Consider the following 20,215-nt stretch of genomic DNA (forward strand, 5'->3'; position numbering starts at 1 on the left):
CACCGAAATCGACTGATAAACCGGTTTACTATTTCCTTGCGTCGCCCCTAATCTGCCCAGCACCAAGCGCCCGAAACCGGGCGGCACAACCGGCGAGGAGAGCGACATGACCCAGCATCCCGACCTTTCGGACGTGGCGGCGCTGACGCGCAAACTCGTCGGCTTCGACACGATCAATCCGCCGGGCCGGGAAGCCGACGCGATGCGCTACTGTGCCGGGCTGCTCGAGAGCATCGGCTTCGCCTGCCGCATGGTGCCGCACGGCCCCGAGCGGTGCAGCCTGATCGCGCAGCGCGGTCCCGAAGGCGGGCTGGCCTTCTCCGGGCATCTCGACACGGTGCCACTGGGCCGCGCGCCCTGGACCCGGCCGCCGCACGGCGGCGAGATCGAGGGCGACAGGCTCTACGGGCGCGGCAGCAGCGACATGAAGGGCGGGATCGCCGCCTTCCTCGTCGCGGCCGCCCGCAGCACGTCAGCGACCGGTACCGGGGTGATCCTGACCGTGGGCGAAGAAACCGGCTGCGACGGCGCCCGCTGGCTCGCCGAGGCCGGGGAGTTGCCCAAGGTCGACGCGCTGGTTGTGGGCGAATCCACGGACAACCAGCCGCTGGCCGGGCACAAGGGCGCGCTCTGGCTGAAGCTGATCGCCGAAGGGCGCACCGCGCATGGTGCGACGCCGGAACTCGGGATCAACGCCATTGCCGCGCTGTCGCCGACATTGGCGCGGCTCTGCGCCTACCAGCCCGAGACCCTGCACCCGCAGATGGGCCGGGCGACGTGCAACCTCGGCACGCTCCACGCCGGGATTAACATCAACTCGGTGCCCGATCTTTGCGAGCTGACCGTGGACCTGCGCTCGGTCGAGGGGGTCAGCCATGCCGAGCTGACCGCCGCGGTTGCCTCGTGCTGCGATGCCGATGTGCGGATCGAGACGCTGCTTGACCTGCCGGCGGTCTGGACCGACCCGAGTGACCCCTGGTTCGCGCGGGCAGCCGAAACCGCCCGCGCGGTCACGGGCCGCGAGGTCAGCCTCGCCTGCGCCACCTATTTCACCGATGCCTCGACCCTGAAGCCCGCGCTCGGCGCGCCGCCGGTGATGATCCTCGGGCCCGGGTCGATGGACCAGCCGCATGGCACGGATGAATACGTGCGCCTCTCGCGGCTGGCCGAGGCGGTCGAGATCTACGCCGCGCTGATCGCCTCGGCGGGATAGGCCGCCGAATGGAACTCGATCTCCAACTGCTGGACATGCCCGAAGACCCGCACCGCCTCATCGCGCTGCGCCGGGGTCATCACCTGCCCCAGGGCATCGAGCCGGTCGCGCAGCCAGCGGGCCTGCGCGGCGAACCCCGGTGCCGCGTGCATCTCGACCCAGTCGCGGACCATCGGATCGCGCATCGGCGCCTGCGACACGGCGAGGCACCAGCTCCAGTACATCCACTCGGCGGCAAACATGGCGGTGATGATCGCGGTGAAATCACCCTCGCGGGCGATCTCCAGCATGCCCTCGCGAAACGCCGCGACCCGCGGCTCCGCCTGCAGCGCCGGGTCCGGCGCGATGCCGCGGCGCGCGAAGGCGGCCTCGAAATAGGGCATCTGTTCGTTGGCTAGCGCATCCAGAGAGCCGATCAGCTTGCGCCGGTCGCCGATGTCCGAGGACTTGGCCACCGCGTATCCGAAGATCGCGATGGCGGTCTCGACGAAGGCGCCTTCGATCAGCAGGTACCGATCGAAGACCTCAGGCGCCAGAGTATCCGCCGCGATGTCGCGCACGAAGCGGTGCGAGACCATGGCCTCGAAGACCCGCGCGTTCTCGGCGAGGATGCGGTCGGTGAGCTGCTCAGTCATCGAGCCCCTCCTGCGCCGCAGCGACGAAGCTCTTCACCCGCGCCGGATCCACCGGGTTCCACCACACGCCGCCTTCCTTGAGCGACGAGGCGACGATAACGCCATTGGTGCGCTTGAGGATCTCGGCGATATTGTCCTCGGTCACGCCCGAGCCGACCAGCAGCGGCAAATGCGTCGCGCCACCGATTTCCTCGATCTCCTCGAGGGTGGCGCTGTTGCCGGTGCGCTGGCCGGTGGCGATGATGCCGTCGCTGTCAAAGAACGCCAGGTCACGGGTCAGCTCGGGGATAGAGCGGTCGGCGACGATGGCATGGCTGCCGTGCTTGACGTGCGAGTCGGTGAAGATCTTCACCCGCTCGGCGCGCAGCAGCGCGCGGTAGCGCAGCGCCTCGGCGGCACGGCCCTCCATGAAGCCCTCATTGGCGACATAGGCATTGGCCCATTGGTTCACCCGGATGAAGTCGGCGCCCCCGGCCACCGCCGTCGCCAACGCCGGCAGCGGCGCGTTGGCCAGCACGTTGATCCCCATCGGCACGCCGAGCGCGCGCTTGATGCGGTCGGTGACCACCGACAGGAAGGCCGGGGTCTCGGGGCCGATGTCCTCGGGCTTGGAGAACGGAATGTCGCCGTGGTTCTCGACGACGAGCCCGTGCAGGCCACCCTCGATCAGCCGCTCGGCGTCGCGCATGCAGGCGTCGTAGATGGCATCCAACGTCTCGCCGCGGTAGCGCGGCGCACCGGGGAACGGCGGGCAGTGGATCATGCCGATCAACGCCTTGTCGCGTCCGAAGATATCTCTAATCGCACCGGCGGTCCGGTCGGAGATGAGCTGCATTTCAAGACCTTTCAGGTAAGAAGGAACGTGTGATGAAAGCCTTCGTCATCGGCAATGTCGCCCTGGACGAAACACTCTCGATTGCTGATTTTCCCCAGCCCGGCGCGTCGATTTTCGGCAGCACCCTGTCGCGCGATCTCGGCGGCAAGGGCGCGAACCAGGCCATCGCCATGGCGCGGACCGGACTGGCGTGCACCTTTGCCGCTGCGGTCGGCCGCGGCGCACGTGGAGAAGAAGTGGCCCGGCGGCTTGCGGCGGAGCCACTCGACGCTAGGCTGATCGATCTTGACGGCGTCGACACGGATCTGTCGATCATCCTCATGGCCGAAACCGGCGAGAACGCCGTGATCACCACGCGCGAGGCCGCTTCTGCGCTGAGCCCCGACATGGCGCGGGCCGCGCTCGAGGGTGCCCGGCCCGGTGACCTGCTGGTGATGCAGGGCAACCTCAGCGCCGAGACCACCGAAGCAGCGCTCCGCCGGGCCCGCGCGCTCGGGCTGCGCACCGCGCTCAATCCCTCGCCGCTGCAGCCGTATTTCGGCGCGCTCTGGCCGTTGGTCGACATGGCCTTCGTCAACGAGGGCGAGGCCGAGGCGCTCGGCGGCGTCGAAGCGCTGCTGGCGCAGGGCGTCGGCGACGTGGTGCTGACCCTCGGCGGGCGTGGCGCCGCGCTGATCCGATCTGAGGGGCGCAGCGAGGTGCCGTCGCAGCCCTGCACCGTGGTCGACACCACCGGCGCCGGCGATTGCTTCATGGCGGTGGCGCTGGCCTCCGCGATGCTGCGGGGCGGGCGGCTGGATGCGCGGGCTCTGCGCCACGCAGCGCGCGCGGCGGCGCATACCGTCGCGCGGCCCGGCACCGTCACCGCCTTCCCGGACGTGGCCGAGATGGCGGCAATCCTCGCGACCTGAGCCCGCATTGCCGGGGGCCTCGGCCCCCGGCGCCCGGCGCCGCCGCGCTCAGCGCGCGACCAGCCAGCCGAAGACATTCTTCCAAAGCCGGGCGTAGCCATCCCAGGCGCAGAACTCCGGCGACAGCCAATGCGGGGCCATGTCCGAGGTCCAGACGGCGGTGCGCCCGGCGCCATGGCTGCCCAGCACCAGCAGCGGATGGCCGCCCTGCGCCTCCGGCAGCTTGGCGATCACCTCGGCGCCGTCACGCAGCTCGACCTCGTTGACGCCGAGGATCGGCGGCCAGGTCACCTCGGTCAGACCTTCCATCACAACGTGCCCCGGCGCGGTGATCTCGGCCACGGCACCCTCGGGAATCTCGACCCGGTCGTCCCACGGCAGGCAGGTCACCGGCAGCGTGTCCTCCACCGCGGTCTTGCGCCAGCGCGCCTTGCCGTCGATGCCCTGGAAGGAGAAATAGCCCCCCATCATGATCAGGTTTCCGCCCTTGGCCACCCACTCCTTCAGCATCCGGAGCCGGTTCGGCACGCATTTCGAGCGCAGCCAGACGTCCGGCGGCAGCAGGAAGGTATTGGCGCCGATGTCGGACAGGATGATGATGTCATAGCCGTCGAGACCGGAGATCTCGAAGGGGAAGCCTTCCGCCGCCTCATGGGCGGTCATGTAGTCGATCTCGAAATCGCTGCCCTTCAGCGCGTTCAGCAGCGGCGTCGCACCGGTGTGGAAATGCACCGAGCCGAACTGGTCGAACCCCTTGAAGTGGGTTTCCGAGGTCGTCCAGCTTTCGCCCACCAAAAGTACCTTGGTGCTCATGTCGTTGTCCTTTCGGGATATCGTCAGATCGTCGCGTCGAAGACGCGGCGCGGGTTCGTCACCATCAGCGTGTCGAGCGCGGCGGGATCGATCCCGTGGCGCAGCAGCCGGGGCAGGAAATGCTTGGTCACGAAGGCGTAGCCGTTGCCGCCGTAGCGGGTCAGCATCATCTTCACGAAGACGTCGTGCGACAGCAGGATGCGGTCGAGGAAACCCGCCTCGACCAGCCCCATGATCGCGCGGGCGACCTCGTCATCCGAGGGGCACTGCACACCCTGGTCGGCATAGAAGAAATCCATGCCGATCATGTCGAACTCGAGGAAGGCCCCCCGCTGCGCCAGCGTCGCCTGGTAGACCGGATCCATGTGCGAGGGGTTCATGTGGCACAGCACCGTGTGGCGCAGATCGCCGCCCTCTTCCTCGACAATGTCGAGCACCTTGTGCGCCAGGCGGAACCAGCCCGGCAAGTGCACCATCAACGGCAGCTTGGTGCGGGCCTGCGCGCGGGCCGCGCCGCGCAGGGATTTCTCCTCTTCGGCGGTGAAGTCCGAGGACACGCCGATCTCGCCGATCAGGCCGATCTTCGCGTCGGTGCCGTCGACGCCGGTGAGCGCCTCGGCGACGATCTCGTCGGCGATCTCATCGACGCTGAGCGCGGCCACCGTCTCGGGCATCGAGGAGGCGAGGTAGTAGCCCGCCCCCATAACCACCTGCACGCCGGTCTCGGCGGCGATGCGGCGCAGCTTCAGCGGATCGCGCCCGATGCCGCGGCAGGTCGGATCGACGATGCTCTGCCCGCCGACCGCGGCAAAGGCCTTCACCTCCTCGATGGCGAGCTCCAGATCGTCCAGCGCGATATTGTGCTTGTTGACGAAAGGGTCCTGACGCAGCTCCGAGAGCAGCTCGATGCTGACCTCGGCCTCGGCGAGATAGGCACGTTCGGGCTCCTGCGGCGGGTTCCACCAGCACCGGCAGTCGTTCTGCAGGTGCTCGTGCATCAGCGTGTGACCCAGTTGCGCGGCGGGGATCGGCCCGTCCACGGTCATCACCATGCCCGAGCCGACGTGACAGGAAGAGAGTTCACTCATGCGGATTTCCTCCGGCCGAAGCGCCAGTTGCGGTCGAACAACTTGGTGTTCATCCAGATGGCGATGAGAATGATCGTGCCGGTGACGATCTGCGTGAAGAAGGGCGAGATGTGCATCAGGATCAGCCCGTTGCCGATCACCGCGATGGTCATCGTGCCGAGCACCGTGCCGGTCATCGACGCCTTGCCACCCATCAGCGAGGTGCCGCCCAGCACGACCGCCGCGATCACCTGCAGCTCAAAGCCCTGCGCCGCGTTGGACGAGCCCGAGCCGAGCCGCGCCGCGATCAGCATCCCGGCCACCGCGCAGGCGAGGCCCGAGACCACGTAGACCGAGGCCAGCACCTTCTTGGCGGGCATGCCGACGCGCCGCGCCGCTTCCATGTTAGAACCCACCGCAATCACCTGCCGCCCGTACTGGGTGCGCAGCATGACGATGAAACCGAGCACCGCCACGAGAATGGCGATCAGCGCCGGCACCGGGAAGCCGGCGATCTCGCCGCGGCCCAGCCAGAAGAAGCCGTCAGCGTCGCGGATCGGGATCGAGTAGCCCTCGGTCATGTAGAGCGCGATGCCGCGCAGGATCGACAGGCCCGCGAGCGTGACGATGAAGGCCGGGATGCCCTGGTAGGAGATGAACCAGCCCTGCACGCCGCCGATCACCGCCCCGGCGACCAGCATCACGAGGATGGTTGCGGGCCAGCCCAGCCCGGCGGCCATGACCACCGCGGCAAGCGCGTTGATCAGCGCCACCATCGAGCCCACCGAGAGGTCGATGCCCGAGGTCGCGATCACCAGCGTCATCGCCACGGCGACCACCAGGATCGGCGCCGCCTGGCGCAGCACGTTGAGCAGGTTGCCCCCGGTCAGGAAGGTCGTGGTCATGCTGCCGAAGAACAGCACGCAGAGCGCGAAGAACATCGCGATGGACAGAACCTGTGCGTGTTCGGAAATGAAATCAGCCAGTTTCGAGCCGGCCTGCCGCTCGGTATAGGTTGCCATCAGTGGCCTCCCTTGCCGACGATGAGGTCGACGAGTTCCTGCAGATTGGTGTCGGCGATGGCGCGTTCGGCGACCTTGGTGCCCTCGTACATCACAGCCACCCGGTCGCAGACCCGGAACAGGTCCTGCATGCGGTGGGTGACCAGTACCACGGCGACGCCGCGCGCCTTGACGCGGTTGATCAGCGCCAGCACCGCCTCGACCTCGGCAACGGCGAGCGCCGAGGTCGGCTCGTCCATGATAAGCACCTTGGGCTCGAAGCTGGCGGCGCGGGCGATGGCGATCGCCTGCCGCTGCCCGCCCGAGAGCTTCTCGACCTTGGCGGTGAGGCGGGGAATGCGGATCTCGAGCGCCGCGAGCATCTTCTCGGCCTCCGCGAGCATGCGTGCCTGGTCGAGGAAGGGGCCGCGCTTCAGCTCGCGCCCGAGGAACAGGTTGCCCACCACGTCGACGTGATCGCACAGCGCCAGGTCCTGGTAGACCATCTCGATGTGCAGGTCCCGCGCCTCCGAGGGGGTGGTGAAGCGGACCGGGGTGCCGTCCATCTCGATCGCGCCCTCGTCGGGGACGTAGGTGCCAGAGATCACCTTCGAAAGCGTCGACTTGCCGGCGGCATTGTCGCCGATCAGCCCGAGGCACTCGCCGGGGCGGATGTCGAGATCGACGCCGCGCAGCGCCTGGTGCGAGCCGAAGGTCTTGTGGATACCCTTCAGACGCAGGATCGGGGCGGCCGGGAGGGGGGCTTGCCCCCTCCCCTCTTCTGGTTTCGCGGTTGCCGTCATGGTCATTCGAACAGCGACCGGAAGTCGTCGACGTTCTCCTGCGTGACGATGGTCACCGGCACCGAGATCTCGCTCTCGACCTCTTCGCCTTCGGAGAGCTTCAGCAGCGCTTCCACTGCTGCAGCGCCCATGGCGGCCGGGTCCTGCTGGATCACCGCCTTGAGGTAGCCCTCGTCGATGGCGTCGATCGCCTGCGCGGTGAGGTCCCAGCCATAGATCGACACGTCGGACTGCTTGCCCTGGCTCGACACGGCGGCGATGGCGCCCATCAGCGCCGGCTCGCCGGTGGCGTAGATGGTGCTGAGATCGGGGTTTGCGGTGATCAGGTTCTCGGCGGCGCCAAGCGCCACGTCCTGGATGTTCTGGCCGTCGACGGTGCCCGCAACGGTCACCTTGTCCGCGTCCAGCGCCTCTTCGAAGCCGTCCTTGCGGACGTTCTGGATGTACGAGTTCAGCGCGCCGACGATGCCCAGCTTGGTGGTGTCGGTGGTGTCATTGTAATAGGCCGCCAGATCGGCACCGGCCTGAGCGTTGTCGACGCCGATCTGCGCCTTCTGCGGACCCTCGGGCAGGATGGCGTCGATGGCGACCACGGGGATGCCCGCCGCATCGGCCTGCTCGACCGCCGGCATGATGCCATTGACGTCGATGGCGACCACGGCGAGCCCGTCAACGCCTTCCTGGATGTAGGTCTCGACCGCGCTGTTCTGCGCCGCGGAGTCGTTGTTGGCGTTGAAGATCACCAGGTTGACGCCGGCCGCATCGGCCGCTTCCTGGGCGCCGCGGTTCATCTCGTTGAAGAACAGCGCCTGCTGGTTGATCTGCACCAACGCAATGGTCTTTTCCTCTTGCGCCAGCGCCGGCAGGGCCGCCGCACCGAGGAGAGAGGAGGTCAGCAAAACGCCGAGGCTGCGGCGCGTGAATTGGGGATACATGTGTTTTCCTCGCTGTTGGAGGTTGCGTCAGGTTCGTTCGATCGGCGGTGCAACCGAGTCCCGTTCGATCAGCGTGACAGTGAGCAGCTCCTCTTGCGGGAGCTTTCCTGGGGTGTCCGGGCGGGACTCGAGCAGCAGCTCCAGGGCGCGCTTGCCCAGGTCCCGGACCGGTTGACGCACCGCTGTCACAGCCGGTGCGAAAAGGTGAAGCGGGCCGACATCGTCGAAGCCGACCACGGAGACGTCGCGCGGCACGTTGAGCCCGGCCGCGCGCAGCGCCTCGAAGAGACCGATGACCAGCTCATCGGAGGTGGCGAAGATGGCGGTCGGACGGTCCTCGTCCCGCGCGGCGAAGGCGCGGCCGGCCACCCGTCCGGCCTCGAAGGTATAAGGACCGCAACTGCGTTCGATGCGAGCGCCCTCGCCCGCCACCTCGCGCATGCCGCGCTCGAAACCGGCGTAGCGTCGCGCGCCGCTGATCATCTGGTCGACACCGCCGATGAACAGCACGTGGCGGTGCCCGGCCTCGGCAAGGTGGCGCCCGGCCAGGTAGCCGCCCGCCTCGTTGTCGCAGAACAGCTTCGGCACCTCGGTGCCCACCACGTCCTCGTCGACCACGATGCAGGGACCGGCGGCATTGATCTTCTCGGCCAGTTCGGGCGAGCCCTCGTGGTTGGTGACAAAGATCAGCCCGTCGGCAGCGCCATGGCGGATCTTGTCGAGGTAGGACATCTCGCGGTCGGGACGGTTCAGCGTGGCGTGCAGCGCCAGCGACAGGCCGCGGCGGTCGGCCTCGGCCTCGACCGCCGCCACGAAGGTGGCGAAGAACGGCGTCGCAATGTCGGGCACCACCAGCGCGATGGTGTCCGAGCGTCCGAGGCTGAGACGGCGCGCATGCGGATTGGGCACGTAGTTCAATGCCTTGATCGCGGCGTTGATGGCTTCGGCGGTCTTGGCAGGCAGCTCGAGCGAGCCGTTCAGGTAGCGCGAGACCGTGGTCTTCGACACTTTGGCCGCCTTGGCCACATCCTGCAGGTTTGCCATGCCATCCTCTCCGCGACTACCGATTGGCTCAGTAAATCGGTTTAGTAAACTGGTTTACAAGCAGGCTAGTCAGATTCGGATCGAGCTGTAAAGCTCTCGTTGGGGAAAGCGCGCACCGCGTGAATGGTTTTCAAGTCGACTGCGCGAATTCGCGCCAAACTCGCAAATGCCGCGAGGCGCATATTCCGGCGCCCAGGGTCACGACGACGCGGCGCCCGCAAGCGCAAGTCGCGTCCTGGCTGCTCTCGCTCACAGACCACCATGTGCCGGCCCCGCAAGCCGGCATTAGGTAAGCCGCATACCTGGGCTACTGGATGAAACGGGCGGATCTCTCCCGCCCGTTCCGGAGGACAGGCGAGCCCTCAACGGGCGGTATAGCCGCCGTCCACGAGGTGGTAGGAGCCGGTCATGAAGCTAGCCTTGTCCGACAGCAGGAAGAGCGTCAGGTTCGCGACCTCCTCAGGCGTGCCCATGCGGTTCTGCGCCGCCTGGCTTTCGAGGAAGGCCTTGGTGTCGCCGTCGAGGTTCGCATCGAGCAGCGGCGTCTTGATGAATCCCGGGCCGATGGAGTTGATACGGATGTTGTCTTCCGCGTGTTCCAGCGCGGCCGATTTCGTCAGCCCCACCACGCCGTGTTTGGCGGCGACATAGGCTGGGGCGTTGGCAAAGCCGACCGAGCCCAGCATGGAGGCCATGTTGACGATCGCACCGCCCCCCGCGCGTTTCATCGCCGGCACGGCATATCGGATGGCGTAGAAGACCCCGTTGAGGTTCACGTCGATCACGGACTTCCAGCTATCGATCGGATATTCGCCGGCCTTGGCCGAGGCGCCGCTGATGCCAGCATTGCTGACTAGAAGGTGCAGCGCGCCGGTTTCCGTCTCGGCGAAGGCAACCATGGCTTCCACGCTTTCGGGGTCGGCGACATTGCCGGCGAAACCATGCGCCTTGCCACCTGTATCGCGGATCGCCTTGGCCGCCGCATCGGCGGCCTCCTGCTTGAGATCGGCAACGATGACCGTGGCGCCGGACTGCGCGAGCCCTTCGGCAATTGCCAGGCCGATGCCCGAGGCACCGCCTGTCACGATCGCTGTTTTTCCGGAGAACGAAATGTCCATTGGGAAACTCCTTAAGCTTGAGCCCCAAATCTGTGTACAACGGTACACAGCCACAACATCCCGAAACGCACAGCCCTCTGTGCACGGTTTCGTCCAAGAGGAAACAGGTCATCGGCCCCCCCCCCGGAAAGTGAGGATCGGCGGCACAAGCGCGCGACTCCTGAAGTCACGCTCCCAGAGCCCCATGCAATTGCGCGGGATGGGCGCAGGATCGGTCAGCCCGCCTCACCCGCCGCGAGCACAAGGGCACGCAGCCCCGCGCGCAACCCGCGCAGGCTCAGCTCGGGCGCGACGTCGATCCACTCATCGAGCCTGTGCATCCCGCCTCCGGCCCCACCGTGGGAGAATTTCACCGCCGGGATGCCGAGTGACATGGGGATATTCGCATCAGTGGAGGAGCAGGTCAGCTCGGGCTCGAAGCCCTCGGCCCGGATCGCGGCGACGCTGGCCTGCACGATGGGCGCGGTGTCCGGCGTGGCCCCGGCGGGGCGATCGCCGAGCGTGACCAGCTCCGCGGTGATCGCGCCGTGCTCGGTGCCGCAGCGCGCATTTTCGCGGGTCACCGCGGCGTCGACCAGAGCGCGCAGGCTCGCGTCTAGTTGCGCAAGCTCGTCCATGCCTTCCGACCGCAGATCGACCCCCAGCGACACCTCGTCGGGGATCGAGTTGATCGTGGTGCCCCCGGCCAGCGTGCTGGCACAGAAGGTCGTGCGCGGCGTGTCGGGTACCGAGAGGTCGCCGAGCCCCGACAGCACCGCCCCCAGCGCAATCGCCGGATTGGGGCGGCCGAAATCGGTGAGGCTGTGGCCGCCCGGCCCGCGCAGCACGACCCGGTAGCGCCGCGACCCGATCGCGCGGATCGTCAGATCCTCGGTGCGAATATCATCGAAGGTGAAGAAGCCGGCGATCCGGTCCTTCCAGCGGCTCTCGGTGCAGAGGTGGCGAATGCCGCGCAGATCGCCAAGCCCTTCCTCGCCGACGTCGCCCACGAACAGGATGTCCCGTTCGGTTCGCAGTTCACCCGCATTCAGCGCTCGGAGAAACGCCAGGATCGCTGCCAGCCCCCGTGCGTCGTCCGCGATGCCGGGCGCCCGCAGGATCGTGCCCTCGCGCCGGACCGTCAGATCGGTTCCCGCCGGAAACACCGTGTCGAGATGGGCCGCCGCGACGATCACCGGCCCGCCCTCCGGGCCGCGCCCGCGGCGCAGCGCGGTCACGTTGCCGATCGCGTCGATTTCCGGCTCCAAACCTTCGGAACGCAGCAATTCGGCGAACGCACGACCCCGCGCCGCCTCGTCGAAGGTGGGCGCCGGGATCTGCACCAGCGCGACGATGTCCTCGACGAAGCGGTCATGGGTGGCATCAAGCGAGGAAAGCGCGGCCTCGAGGGCTGCGCTTCCGGCGACGGGGCCGGCATCTTTCATGGGTCTGGGCCTTTCTATGGGGTCTTGGGTCAGCGTCCGACCACATCTTTCAGCGCCTTGGAGACCTTGGTCGCGATCCACAGGATCTGCGCCGGCTCCTCGGAGACAGAATATACGGCATGGTCCATGGTGCTGTCGAAATATGAGCTGTCGCCGGCTTTCATGTGCGCCGGCGCGTAGTGTTCGGTGTGCAGGACAACCTCGCCGGAGAGCACGTAGAAGAACTCCTCCCCCGCGTGGTTCGCCATTTTGCGGAAATCCTCGATGCTGCGCGCATGCAGCGTGGTCAGCAGCGGCACGAAGGCGCGATGCGCGAGATCGGCGCAGAGCAGCTCGTACTCGTAGTTGCCGCTGCGGTGGCGCGGCCCGGTGCCGGCGAAGGTGATCGCGCGGCGACCGTTGACGCTCGGCGGTGCCTCGGAATGGAACAGGGCGGTGAGATCGACTCCGAGCCCCGCCGCGAGGCGGTTCAGCGTGTCGAAGGTCGGCGAGGTCTGGCCGTTCTCGATCTTCGAAAGCGTCGAGATCGACACTCCGCTGCGGCTGCCGAGGTCCGAGAGGGTGATTCCCTGCTCCTGCCGGAGACTCTGCACCTTGCTGCCGATCGGCACCTGCGGAGTCGGCCCCTTCCTCTGCGCGTTCGCCATGGTTTTCCTGCCCCTTACCAGCGTCCTGTCGAGGCCGCAGCCTCTTTCCCCTAATCGCTAAATTTTTCGATAAGGAAAATAGAAACCTTGGATTTCACGGCGCTCCGTGGGGTCACGTGGACGTTTCGCACAATATTGCGTCACATAGAGCTTCAGATATGCACATTTTTCGAGCGAACCTTGCATTTTTCGCGAAAATCACCGAAAAGTTTCGAGAAGTTTTTCCATTTCGAAAATTTTTGCTGTTTGGAATGACAGACCATTGGATCTGGAAAGGCGTAAGATGACCGCAAAGACTTACCGGGTGGGGATCGACATCGGGGGCACCTTCACCGACTTCGTTCTCACGGACACACGGACCGGCGAGATTCAGCTCTACAAGCACCTGACCACCCCGGCTGACCCGTCGCTCGGCGCGCTGAAGGGCCTTTCCGAGCTTCTGGACCGCGCGGGCCTTGCGCATGCCGACCTCGCAGAGATCGTCCACGGCACCACGCTGGTCACCAACGCGGTGATCGAGCGCAAGGGTGCGCCCGTCGGCATGATCACCACGCAGGGCTTTCGCGACATCCTCGAGATGGGCACCGAGCAACGCTATGACATCTACGACCTGACCCTGGCCTTCCCCGCGCCGCTGGTGACCCGGGCCTGGCGCCGCGAAGTCGCGGGCCGGATCACCGCCGACGGCAGCGAACTGACCCCGCTCGACGAGGCCGCGGTGCTGCGCGAGGCCGGTGACCTCGTCGCCGCTGGGGCCAAGGCCATCGCCGTGGCCTTCATGCACGCCTACCGCAACCCGGCGCACGAACAGCGCGCCGCCGAGCTGATCCGCGCCGCGCACCCGGATATTTCCGTGTCGATCTCCTCCGACGTCGTCGCCGAGATCTCCGAGTACCAGCGCTTCGTCACCACCTGCGCCAACGCCTACGTGCAGCCGCTGATGAACCGCTACCTGCAGCGCTTCGAGAACGAGCTTGCCGCGCATGGCTTTGACGGCGACTTCCGCCTGATGTCCTCGGCCGGGGGTCTCGTCTCGTCGCGCACGGCGCGCGAACTGCCCATCCGCCTGCTGGAGTCCGGCCCCGCCGGCGGCGCGCTGGCGACCGCCTGGTTCGGCCTCGCCGTGGGCAAGGAGAACGTGATCTCCTTCGACATGGGCGGCACCACCGCCAAGGCCTGCATGATCGAGGACGGCCGCGCGCATATCGCCTCCTTCCTCGAGGCCGGCCGCACGCACCGCTTCAAGAACGGCTCGGGCCTGCCGATCAAGTCGCCGGTCGTCGACATGATCGAGATCGGCGCGGGCGGCGGGTCGATCGCCTCGATCGACGCCGTCGGCCTGATGCAGGTCGGCCCCCATTCCGCCGGCGCCGCGCCCGGCCCCGCCTGCTACGGGCAGGGCGGCGACAAGCCGACGGTGACCGACGCCTCGGTGGCACTCGGCTATTACAACCCCGACAACTTCCTCGGCGGGCGCATGACGCTCGACAAGCCGGCGGCGGAAACCGCCATCGCCACGCTGGCCGATCCGCTCGGCATCAGCACGATGGACGCGGCCTGGGGCATTCACCAGACCGTGGCCGAGAGCATGGCCTCGGCGGCGCAGATCCACCTCGTGGAAAAGGGCAAGGACCCGCGCGCCTACTCGATGATCGGCTTCGGCGGTGCGGGCCCGGCCTTCGCGGCCAAGGTGGCACGCATCCTCGGCGTCGGCGAGGTGATCATTCCCCCGGCGTCCGGCGCCGCTTCGGCCTTCGGCTTCCTGACCGCGCCGTTGTCGGTGGACATGGTGCGCTCGCGCCCGATGGACCTCTCGGCGGCCCTGGCCTCCGGCGAGCTGTCGCAGGTGCTGACGGACATGGCGGCCGACGCGAAGGCCGAGCTTGCCGCGTCGGGCGTCGCAGAGGCCGACATGGTGGCCGAGCCCGCCGCGGACATGCGCCTGCGCGGCCAGCTCCATGACATCACCGTTCCGCTGCCGCAGGGGCCGCTGGGTCCGGACGCGCTGGAGAGCATCCGCGCGGCCTTCGCGACCGCCTATTCCGAACGCTACACCCGCGTTCCCACCGATGCCCAGATCGAGATCCTCTCGCTGCGCCTGCGCCTGCGCGGACCGGAGCCGAAGATCACCATCAACATGACCTCCGAAGGCGTTGCAGCCGCCGCCGGTTCGGCGCTGAAGGGCACACGTCCGACCTATTTCGGCAAGGAGTTCGTCGAGGCGAAGATCTATGACCGCCGCGCCCTGACCCCGGCTGACGAGGTGGTCGGCCCGGCAATCGTCGAGGAACCCGAGTCCACCACCATCGTTCCGCCGGGAGACGTGGCGACACAGGACGCCGCGGGCAACCTGATCATCAAGGTCGCCGCCTCGGCCCGCGCCGCGACGCGCATCACCGCCGAGACCCCGCGCGACGAGGCGATCAAGCTGCTCGAGGCCGATCCGATCACGCTGGAGATCATGTGGTCGCGCCTGGTCACCGTCTCGGAAGAAATGTGGCACACGGTCTGCCGCACGGCCTTCTCGCTGATCATCTCGGAAAGCCAGGACTTCGGCTGCGCCATCCTCGACCCCAAGGGCGAGACCATCGCGCACTCGGCCCGGGTCATGCCGGTGTTCAACCTCACCCTGCCCTGGGCGGTGCGGCACATCCTCAAGACCTACCCGGTCGAGAGCATGAAGCCCGGTGACGTCTACATCACCAACGACCCGTGGGAATGCGCCGGCCACCTGTTCGACCTGGCCATCGTCACCCCGGTGTTCTCGAACGGCAAGGTCGTGGCGCTGATGGGCACCGTCGGCCATGTCGGCGACATCGGCGGGCTGCGCGACGGTCTCTCGGCGACGCAGATCTACGAGGAAGGCATCCAGATCCCGCCGATGAAGCTCATCCGCGAGGGCATGGAAAACGAGGACCTGTTCCGCCTGATGGGCGAGAACATCCGTGACAGCGAGCAGGTTCTGGGCGACGTCCGTTCGCTGATCACCGCCAACGAGCGCGGCCAGCACCGCATCGAGGCCTTCCTCGAGGAATACGGGCTCGAAGATCTCGAAGCCTTCTCCGAGGTGATCCAGTCCCGCTCCGAGGCGGCGATGCGCGCCGCGATCCGCGACCTGCCCGACGGCGTCTACACCTCGACGATCAGCAACAACCCGATGGGCGAGGTGATGACCTTCCCGCTCGAGCTGACGGTCAAGGGCGACACCATCGCGCTCGACTTCGACGGCGCTCCGCCGGCGGTGACCAAGGGCGGCATCAACTGCACGCTGTCCTACACCAGCGCCCATGCCACCTACCCGCTGAAGTGCATGCTGACACCGGGCGTACGGGGCAACGCGGGCTGCTACCGTCCGTTCTCGGTCTCGGCGCCGAAGGGCTCGATCCTGAACTGCGAGAAACCCTCGCCGGTCAGCCTGCGCACCCGCACCGGCTGGTACCTCGCGCCGAACGTCTTCCGCGCCATGGAGGACACCGCGCCCGACCGCGTACAGGCCTTCTCGGGTCTGCCCAGCCTGCTGTCGTTCTACGGCCGCAACGACGAGGGCAAGATGTTCTACGAGCTTCTGCTGCTCGGCGCGGGACAAGGCGGCTCGGCCAAGCAGGACGGCAAATCGCCGATCCTCTGGCCGACCTCTGCGGCGACCACGTCGCTCGAGCTGATGGAGACGCGGATCCCGATCCTGATCGAGGAGAAGAGCCTGATCCAGGACAGCGCCGGCGCCGGTGCGAACCGTGGCGGCCTGGGCGTCCGCGTCCGCGCACGGCGCCTGACCGATGGCAGCCCGATGCAGGCGATGGTCGCGCCCGAAGGCGTCAACCTGCCGATGGAAGGCGCCTTCGGTGGCACCCCGGGGCGCACCGCGCACGGCGTGCTGCGCAACGCGCAGGGCGAGGTGATCCACAACGTGGGCACCGGCGGCATGGTCGATCTGAACGACACCGACACCGTGGTCGAGCTCTGCCTGTCGGGTGGCTCGGGCTTCGGCAAGCCCGAGGACCGCGACCTCGACGCGATCGAGCGTGACCTCTCCGAGGGCTACATCAGCGCCGAGGCCGCCGAGCAGGTCTACGGGCTGTCCAAGCGCCGCAGCTCCGCCGCCTGAGCCCCGAAAGAGCCCCGTGCGCGACTGCTCCCTGACGCGCACGGGGCTCCCGGCGGGACCGTTCCGGCGGTCCCGCCACAAACAATAATCTGGACCCAACAGGAGTTTCTCCCATGAACCTGACCCGTCGCGCCCTGCTGGGCGGTGCTGCCGCCACCGCCGCGCTGGCTCACCTGACGCCCGCCGCCCTCGCACAGGGAAGCAAGGTGATGGTGCTTGCCAGCGCCGTGGACATTCCCAACTTCGACCCGCATGTCGCCACCGGCTATGCGCCCGCGATGCTGTTCCGCAACGTCTACGACCCGCTGGTCCGGGTCTCCGGCAACCCGCCCGAGATCGAACCCGGCCTTGCCTCCGAATGGACCATGTCCGACGACGGTCTGACCTACACCTTCAAGATCGACCCCGCCGCCGTTTTCCACGATGGCTCCAAGGTCACCGCAGAAGACGTCGTCTGGTCCATCGAACGGATCCTGAAGCTGCAGCGCGGCAACGCCTGGATGATCGCCGGCGTCGTCGAGCCCGGCACGACCAAGGCGCTGGACGACAGCACGGTCGAATTCAACCTGGCCAAGCCCTATGCCCCCTTCCTGCAGGTCATGATCTGGATGTTCATCATCAACAAGGCCGCGGTCGAGCCGCACCTTGCCGAGGACGATGGGCAGGCGTGGCTGATGACCAACATCGCCGGCTCCGGCCCCTTCACGCTGGGCCGCTACCAAACCGGCAACCTTTACCAGATGATGCGCGCCAAGAATGACTGGCACGCCAATGGCGGCAACCTCGACGGCGCGATCTGGAAGATCACCCGCGAAACCTCGACGCAGCGCCTGATGGTGGAACGCGGCGAGGCGCACATGGCCATGGATCTCTCTGCCGAGGACATGAAGGCGCTCGAGGGCAAACCCGGGGTCGACCTGGTCTACGAAGCCGAATACCGCACCTTCTCGATCAAGATGAACACCCAGGACGGCCCGCTGCAGGACGTGAACCTGCGCCGCGCCATCAGCTACGCCTATGACTACGACGCGATGCTGGCGGCCGCCGGCCCCGCAGAGCTGATGACCGGCCCGCTGCCCACCGGCATCCTCGGCTTCGATCCCGAGCTCGAGGTGCCGCGCCGCGACATGGAAAAGGCGCGCGAGTACCTGGCGCAGTCGGACTATGCCGAGGGCGGCTTCACGCTGACCGCGCGCTATGCCGCCGGTTACGAGAACATGCGCCGCTGGGCCCTGATCCTTCTGGAAACACTGAAGGAATTCAACATCACCCTCGACATCCAGCCGACCGCCTGGCCGGACATCGTGTCGTCGGTGGCGACGCCGGAAACCGCACCGGACTTCCACTTCATCTTCCAGACCGCGAACTACGCGGACCCGGACAACATCGCCTACGCCGCCTACCACTCGTCGCGCAACGGCACCTGGCAGAACCCGACCTACAGCAGCCCCGAGGTCGACGCGCTGATCGAGGCGGCCCGCGGCGAAGTCGACGCCGATGCCCGCGCCGCGCTTTACGGCGAGTTCCAGCGCGCGGTCGTGGCCGATGCGCCGGACCTCTTCGGCGTGCTCGAGAAGCGCAAGCTGGCGCTGCGCGACAACGTGCAGGACTTCGTGTTCACGCCGGTCGCCGCCAACGCGGTCGAGCTGCTGCCGCTGTCGCTGGGCTGATCCAGCAATTGACACCACCGCCCCGGCCGCACAACGGCCGGGGCCTTTCCAACACTCCGAACCGGGGAGACCTCCATGCTCTGGTACGTGATCCGCCGCCTCCTGCTGATCATACCCACGCTGCTCGGCCTGTCGGTGATCGTCTTCGCGATCGCCCGTCTGCTGCCGGGTGATCCCGTGGGCCTGGCCGCCGGGCCGAATGCCACCCCCGAGGTCATTGCCTCGGTCGCTGCCGAATTCGGCTTGGACAAGCCCATCCCGGTTCAATACTGGACCTACCTCACCGGCCTGCTGCAGGGCGACTGGGGTGTGTCGCTGTTCACCCGCCGCCCGGTCGCCGCCGACCTCGCCGAATTCGTGCCCGCCACGCTCGAGCTGGTGATCGCGGCGCTGCTGATCGCCGTGGTCGTGGGCATTCCGCTAGGGCTTCTCGCGGCGATCCGCCGCGACGGCATCTTCGACTACCTGACCCGCACGGTCTCGCTGGGTGCGATCGCCATGCCGCGGTTCTTCCTCGGCCTGCTGCTGCAGCTCGCCTTTGCCATGGCGCTGAACTGGCTGCCGCTCTCCGGGCGCTTTCCGCTCATCGAGTTTCCGCCCGACCGCATCACCGGCTTCTACACCGTCGACGCGCTGCTGATCGGCGACTGGCACGCGTTCGGCCTGGCGCTGCAGCATCTCGCGCTGCCCGCGCTTGCGCTATCGCTGTCGCCGCTGGCGACGATCCTGCGGATGATGCGCGCCTCGACCATCGAGGTGCTGCAGCAAGACTATATCCTGACCGAGCGCGCGCTGGGGATCCCGTCGTGGATCATCCTGTTCAAGTACACGTTGCGCAACGCGGTCTCGGCGACGCTGACGGTGATCGGCCTCTACGTGTCGTGGCTGCTCGGCGGCACGGTGCTGGTGGAGACCATCTTCGACTGGCCCGGCCTCGGCCTCTACTCGACCCAGGCGATCCTCGGGCAGGACTTCATGCCGGTGATCGGCGTGACCCTCGTGATCGCCATGATCTACCTCGTCACCTCTGTGATCGTCGACATCCTCCAGGCGGTCCTCAACCCGAAGGTGCGCCTGCAATGAGCCAGACCGACACCACCCTCCCCCGCGCCCAGCTCGCCCGCTCCGCCCGCGCCGAGGCGCGGGCTCGCGCGATCTACCGCTTCCGGCAGAGCTGGCTGTCGGTGATCGGTCTCGCCATTGCCGTGGTGCTCGTGGCCGTGGCCCTGCTCGCGCCGTGGATCCTGCCCTACCCCGATGACGTGACCGGCGCGGTGAACCCGGCGGTGGCCTTTCAGCCGCCCTCGGCCGCGCATTGGTTCGGCACCAACTCGGTCGGCCAGGACATCCTGACGCTGGTGATCTACGGCAGCCGCATTTCGCTTCTGTCGGGGCTGACGGTGATCGGCCTCGCGCTGATCATCGGCGGCGCGCTCGGCGTGATCGCCGGCTGGGTCGGCGGCTGGATCGACGAGGTGATCATGCGCATCACCGACCTTCTGCTGACCATCCCCTCGCTGATCCTCGCCATGGCCGTGGCGGCCGCGCTCGGCACCGGCATCTGGAACATGATCATCGCGATCACCATTACCTGGTGGCCGACCTACGCCCGGCTGGTGCGCGCCGAGGTCGCCGCGAAGAAGCAGGAGCAGTTCGTCACCGCCTCGCGCGTGCTGGGCGTCGGGCCGATGCGGCTGATCGGGCGCCACGTGCTACCCAACATCGTCACGCCGGTGGTGGTCAAGGCCTCGCTCGACGTGGGCTTCGCGATCCTGCTGGTGGCCTCGCTCGGCTTCGTCGGCATCGGGGTCAAGCCGCCGACCCCGGAATGGGGCACGATGCTCGCCGAGGCGCGCAACTACATGCCGCAGTACTGGTGGACGGCGATCTTCCCGGGCACCGCGATCTTCTTGGCCGTGCTGGCCTTCAACCTTCTGGGCGACGGGCTGCGCGACGTGCTCGACCCGCGCACCCGCCGCTGAGAGGAGCGACCG

17 protein-coding genes are annotated in these 20,215 nt (G+C 67.4%); 6 read left to right on the forward strand and 11 right to left on the reverse strand.

The window, feature by feature from the left end:
- The first annotated feature begins 106 nt into the window (after window positions 1-106).
- Window positions 107-1,213 (forward strand): M20 family metallopeptidase, encoded by a 1,107-nt coding sequence (locus LC039_RS16635; protein WP_226626510.1) that lies wholly within the window; start codon window positions 107-109, stop codon window positions 1,211-1,213.
- Here the strand turns inward: LC039_RS16635 and LC039_RS16640 are convergent.
- Both LC039_RS16640 and LC039_RS16645 read right to left on the reverse strand, forming a co-directional pair.
- On the reverse strand, window positions 1,183-1,848 hold the full coding sequence (locus LC039_RS16640) for a TenA family protein (protein ID WP_226626513.1): 666 nt from the start codon (window positions 1,846-1,848) through the stop codon (window positions 1,183-1,185). The genes LC039_RS16635 and LC039_RS16640 overlap by 31 nt on opposite strands.
- Complete coding sequence (locus tag LC039_RS16645) at window positions 1,841-2,683, reverse strand: BtpA/SgcQ family protein (RefSeq protein WP_226626516.1); 843 nt, start codon at window positions 2,681-2,683, stop codon at window positions 1,841-1,843. Before LC039_RS16645 ends, LC039_RS16640 begins: the two co-directional genes overlap by 8 nt.
- A gap of 32 nt (window positions 2,684-2,715) precedes the next feature.
- Here LC039_RS16645 and LC039_RS16650 point away from each other — a divergent pair, with 32 nt between their 5' ends.
- On the forward strand, window positions 2,716-3,594 hold the full coding sequence (locus LC039_RS16650) for a ribokinase (protein WP_226626518.1): 879 nt from the start codon (window positions 2,716-2,718) through the stop codon (window positions 3,592-3,594).
- A 48-nt stretch (window positions 3,595-3,642) separates the two neighbouring features.
- Here LC039_RS16650 and LC039_RS16655 read toward each other — a convergent pair whose 3' ends face one another.
- The 9 genes from LC039_RS16655 to LC039_RS16695 all read right to left on the reverse strand — a co-directional run bounded on the left by LC039_RS16655 (window position 3,643) and on the right by LC039_RS16695 (window position 12,446).
- Complete coding sequence (locus tag LC039_RS16655) at window positions 3,643-4,407, reverse strand: glutamine amidotransferase (RefSeq protein ID WP_226626521.1); 765 nt, start codon at window positions 4,405-4,407, stop codon at window positions 3,643-3,645.
- A 23-nt stretch (window positions 4,408-4,430) separates the two neighbouring features.
- Window positions 4,431-5,495, reverse strand: coding sequence for a phosphotriesterase (locus LC039_RS16660; RefSeq protein WP_226626524.1), 1,065 nt, complete (start codon window positions 5,493-5,495; stop codon window positions 4,431-4,433).
- On the reverse strand, window positions 5,492-6,496 hold the full coding sequence (locus LC039_RS16665; RefSeq protein ID WP_226626526.1) for an ABC transporter permease: 1,005 nt from the start codon (window positions 6,494-6,496) through the stop codon (window positions 5,492-5,494). The genes LC039_RS16660 and LC039_RS16665 overlap by 4 nt, the downstream gene beginning before the upstream one ends.
- Window positions 6,496-7,278, reverse strand: coding sequence for an ATP-binding cassette domain-containing protein (locus LC039_RS16670; RefSeq protein ID WP_226626529.1), 783 nt, complete (start codon window positions 7,276-7,278; stop codon window positions 6,496-6,498). The genes LC039_RS16665 and LC039_RS16670 overlap by 1 nt, the downstream gene beginning before the upstream one ends.
- A 2-nt stretch (window positions 7,279-7,280) precedes the next feature.
- Window positions 7,281-8,213 carry a substrate-binding domain-containing protein gene (locus tag LC039_RS16675; RefSeq protein WP_226626532.1) on the reverse strand — a complete coding sequence of 311 codons (933 nt, stop codon included), beginning with the start codon at window positions 8,211-8,213 and terminating at the stop codon, window positions 7,281-7,283.
- A gap of 27 nt (window positions 8,214-8,240) precedes the next feature.
- Window positions 8,241-9,257, reverse strand: a complete 1,017-nt coding sequence (locus tag LC039_RS16680) for a LacI family DNA-binding transcriptional regulator (protein ID WP_226626534.1) — start codon at window positions 9,255-9,257, stop codon at window positions 8,241-8,243.
- A 362-nt stretch (window positions 9,258-9,619) separates the two neighbouring features.
- On the reverse strand, window positions 9,620-10,375 hold the full coding sequence (locus LC039_RS16685) for an SDR family NAD(P)-dependent oxidoreductase (protein WP_226626537.1): 756 nt from the start codon (window positions 10,373-10,375) through the stop codon (window positions 9,620-9,622).
- Window positions 10,376-10,590: 215 nt separating this feature from the next.
- Entirely contained in the window at window positions 10,591-11,799 is a 1,209-nt protein-coding gene (locus tag LC039_RS16690) for a M20/M25/M40 family metallo-hydrolase (protein WP_226626539.1), read from the reverse strand.
- A 29-nt stretch (window positions 11,800-11,828) separates the two neighbouring features.
- Window positions 11,829-12,446 carry a helix-turn-helix domain-containing protein gene (locus tag LC039_RS16695; RefSeq protein WP_226626541.1) on the reverse strand — a complete coding sequence of 206 codons (618 nt, stop codon included), beginning with the start codon at window positions 12,444-12,446 and terminating at the stop codon, window positions 11,829-11,831.
- A 283-nt stretch (window positions 12,447-12,729) separates the two neighbouring features.
- On the opposite strand from LC039_RS16695, the gene LC039_RS16700 reads away from it, so the two are divergent.
- From LC039_RS16700 to LC039_RS16715, 4 genes are all read left to right on the forward strand, one after another.
- Entirely contained in the window at window positions 12,730-16,551 is a 3,822-nt protein-coding gene (locus tag LC039_RS16700; RefSeq protein WP_226626544.1) for a hydantoinase B/oxoprolinase family protein, read from the forward strand.
- A gap of 113 nt (window positions 16,552-16,664) precedes the next feature.
- Complete coding sequence (locus LC039_RS16705) at window positions 16,665-18,221, forward strand: ABC transporter substrate-binding protein (RefSeq protein ID WP_226626545.1); 1,557 nt, start codon at window positions 16,665-16,667, stop codon at window positions 18,219-18,221.
- Window positions 18,222-18,296: 75 nt separating this feature from the next.
- Window positions 18,297-19,304, forward strand: coding sequence for an ABC transporter permease (locus LC039_RS16710; RefSeq protein ID WP_226626547.1), 1,008 nt, complete (start codon window positions 18,297-18,299; stop codon window positions 19,302-19,304).
- A complete protein-coding gene (locus LC039_RS16715) occupies window positions 19,301-20,203 on the forward strand; it encodes an ABC transporter permease (protein WP_226626549.1) in 903 nt (300 codons plus the stop codon). Before LC039_RS16710 ends, LC039_RS16715 begins: the two co-directional genes overlap by 4 nt.
- Window positions 20,204-20,215 lie beyond the last annotated feature (12 nt).

The sequence above is a fragment of the Alloyangia pacifica genome, assembly GCF_020524285.1.
Classification (GTDB): Bacteria; Pseudomonadota; Alphaproteobacteria; order Rhodobacterales; family Rhodobacteraceae; genus Salipiger; species Salipiger pacificus_B.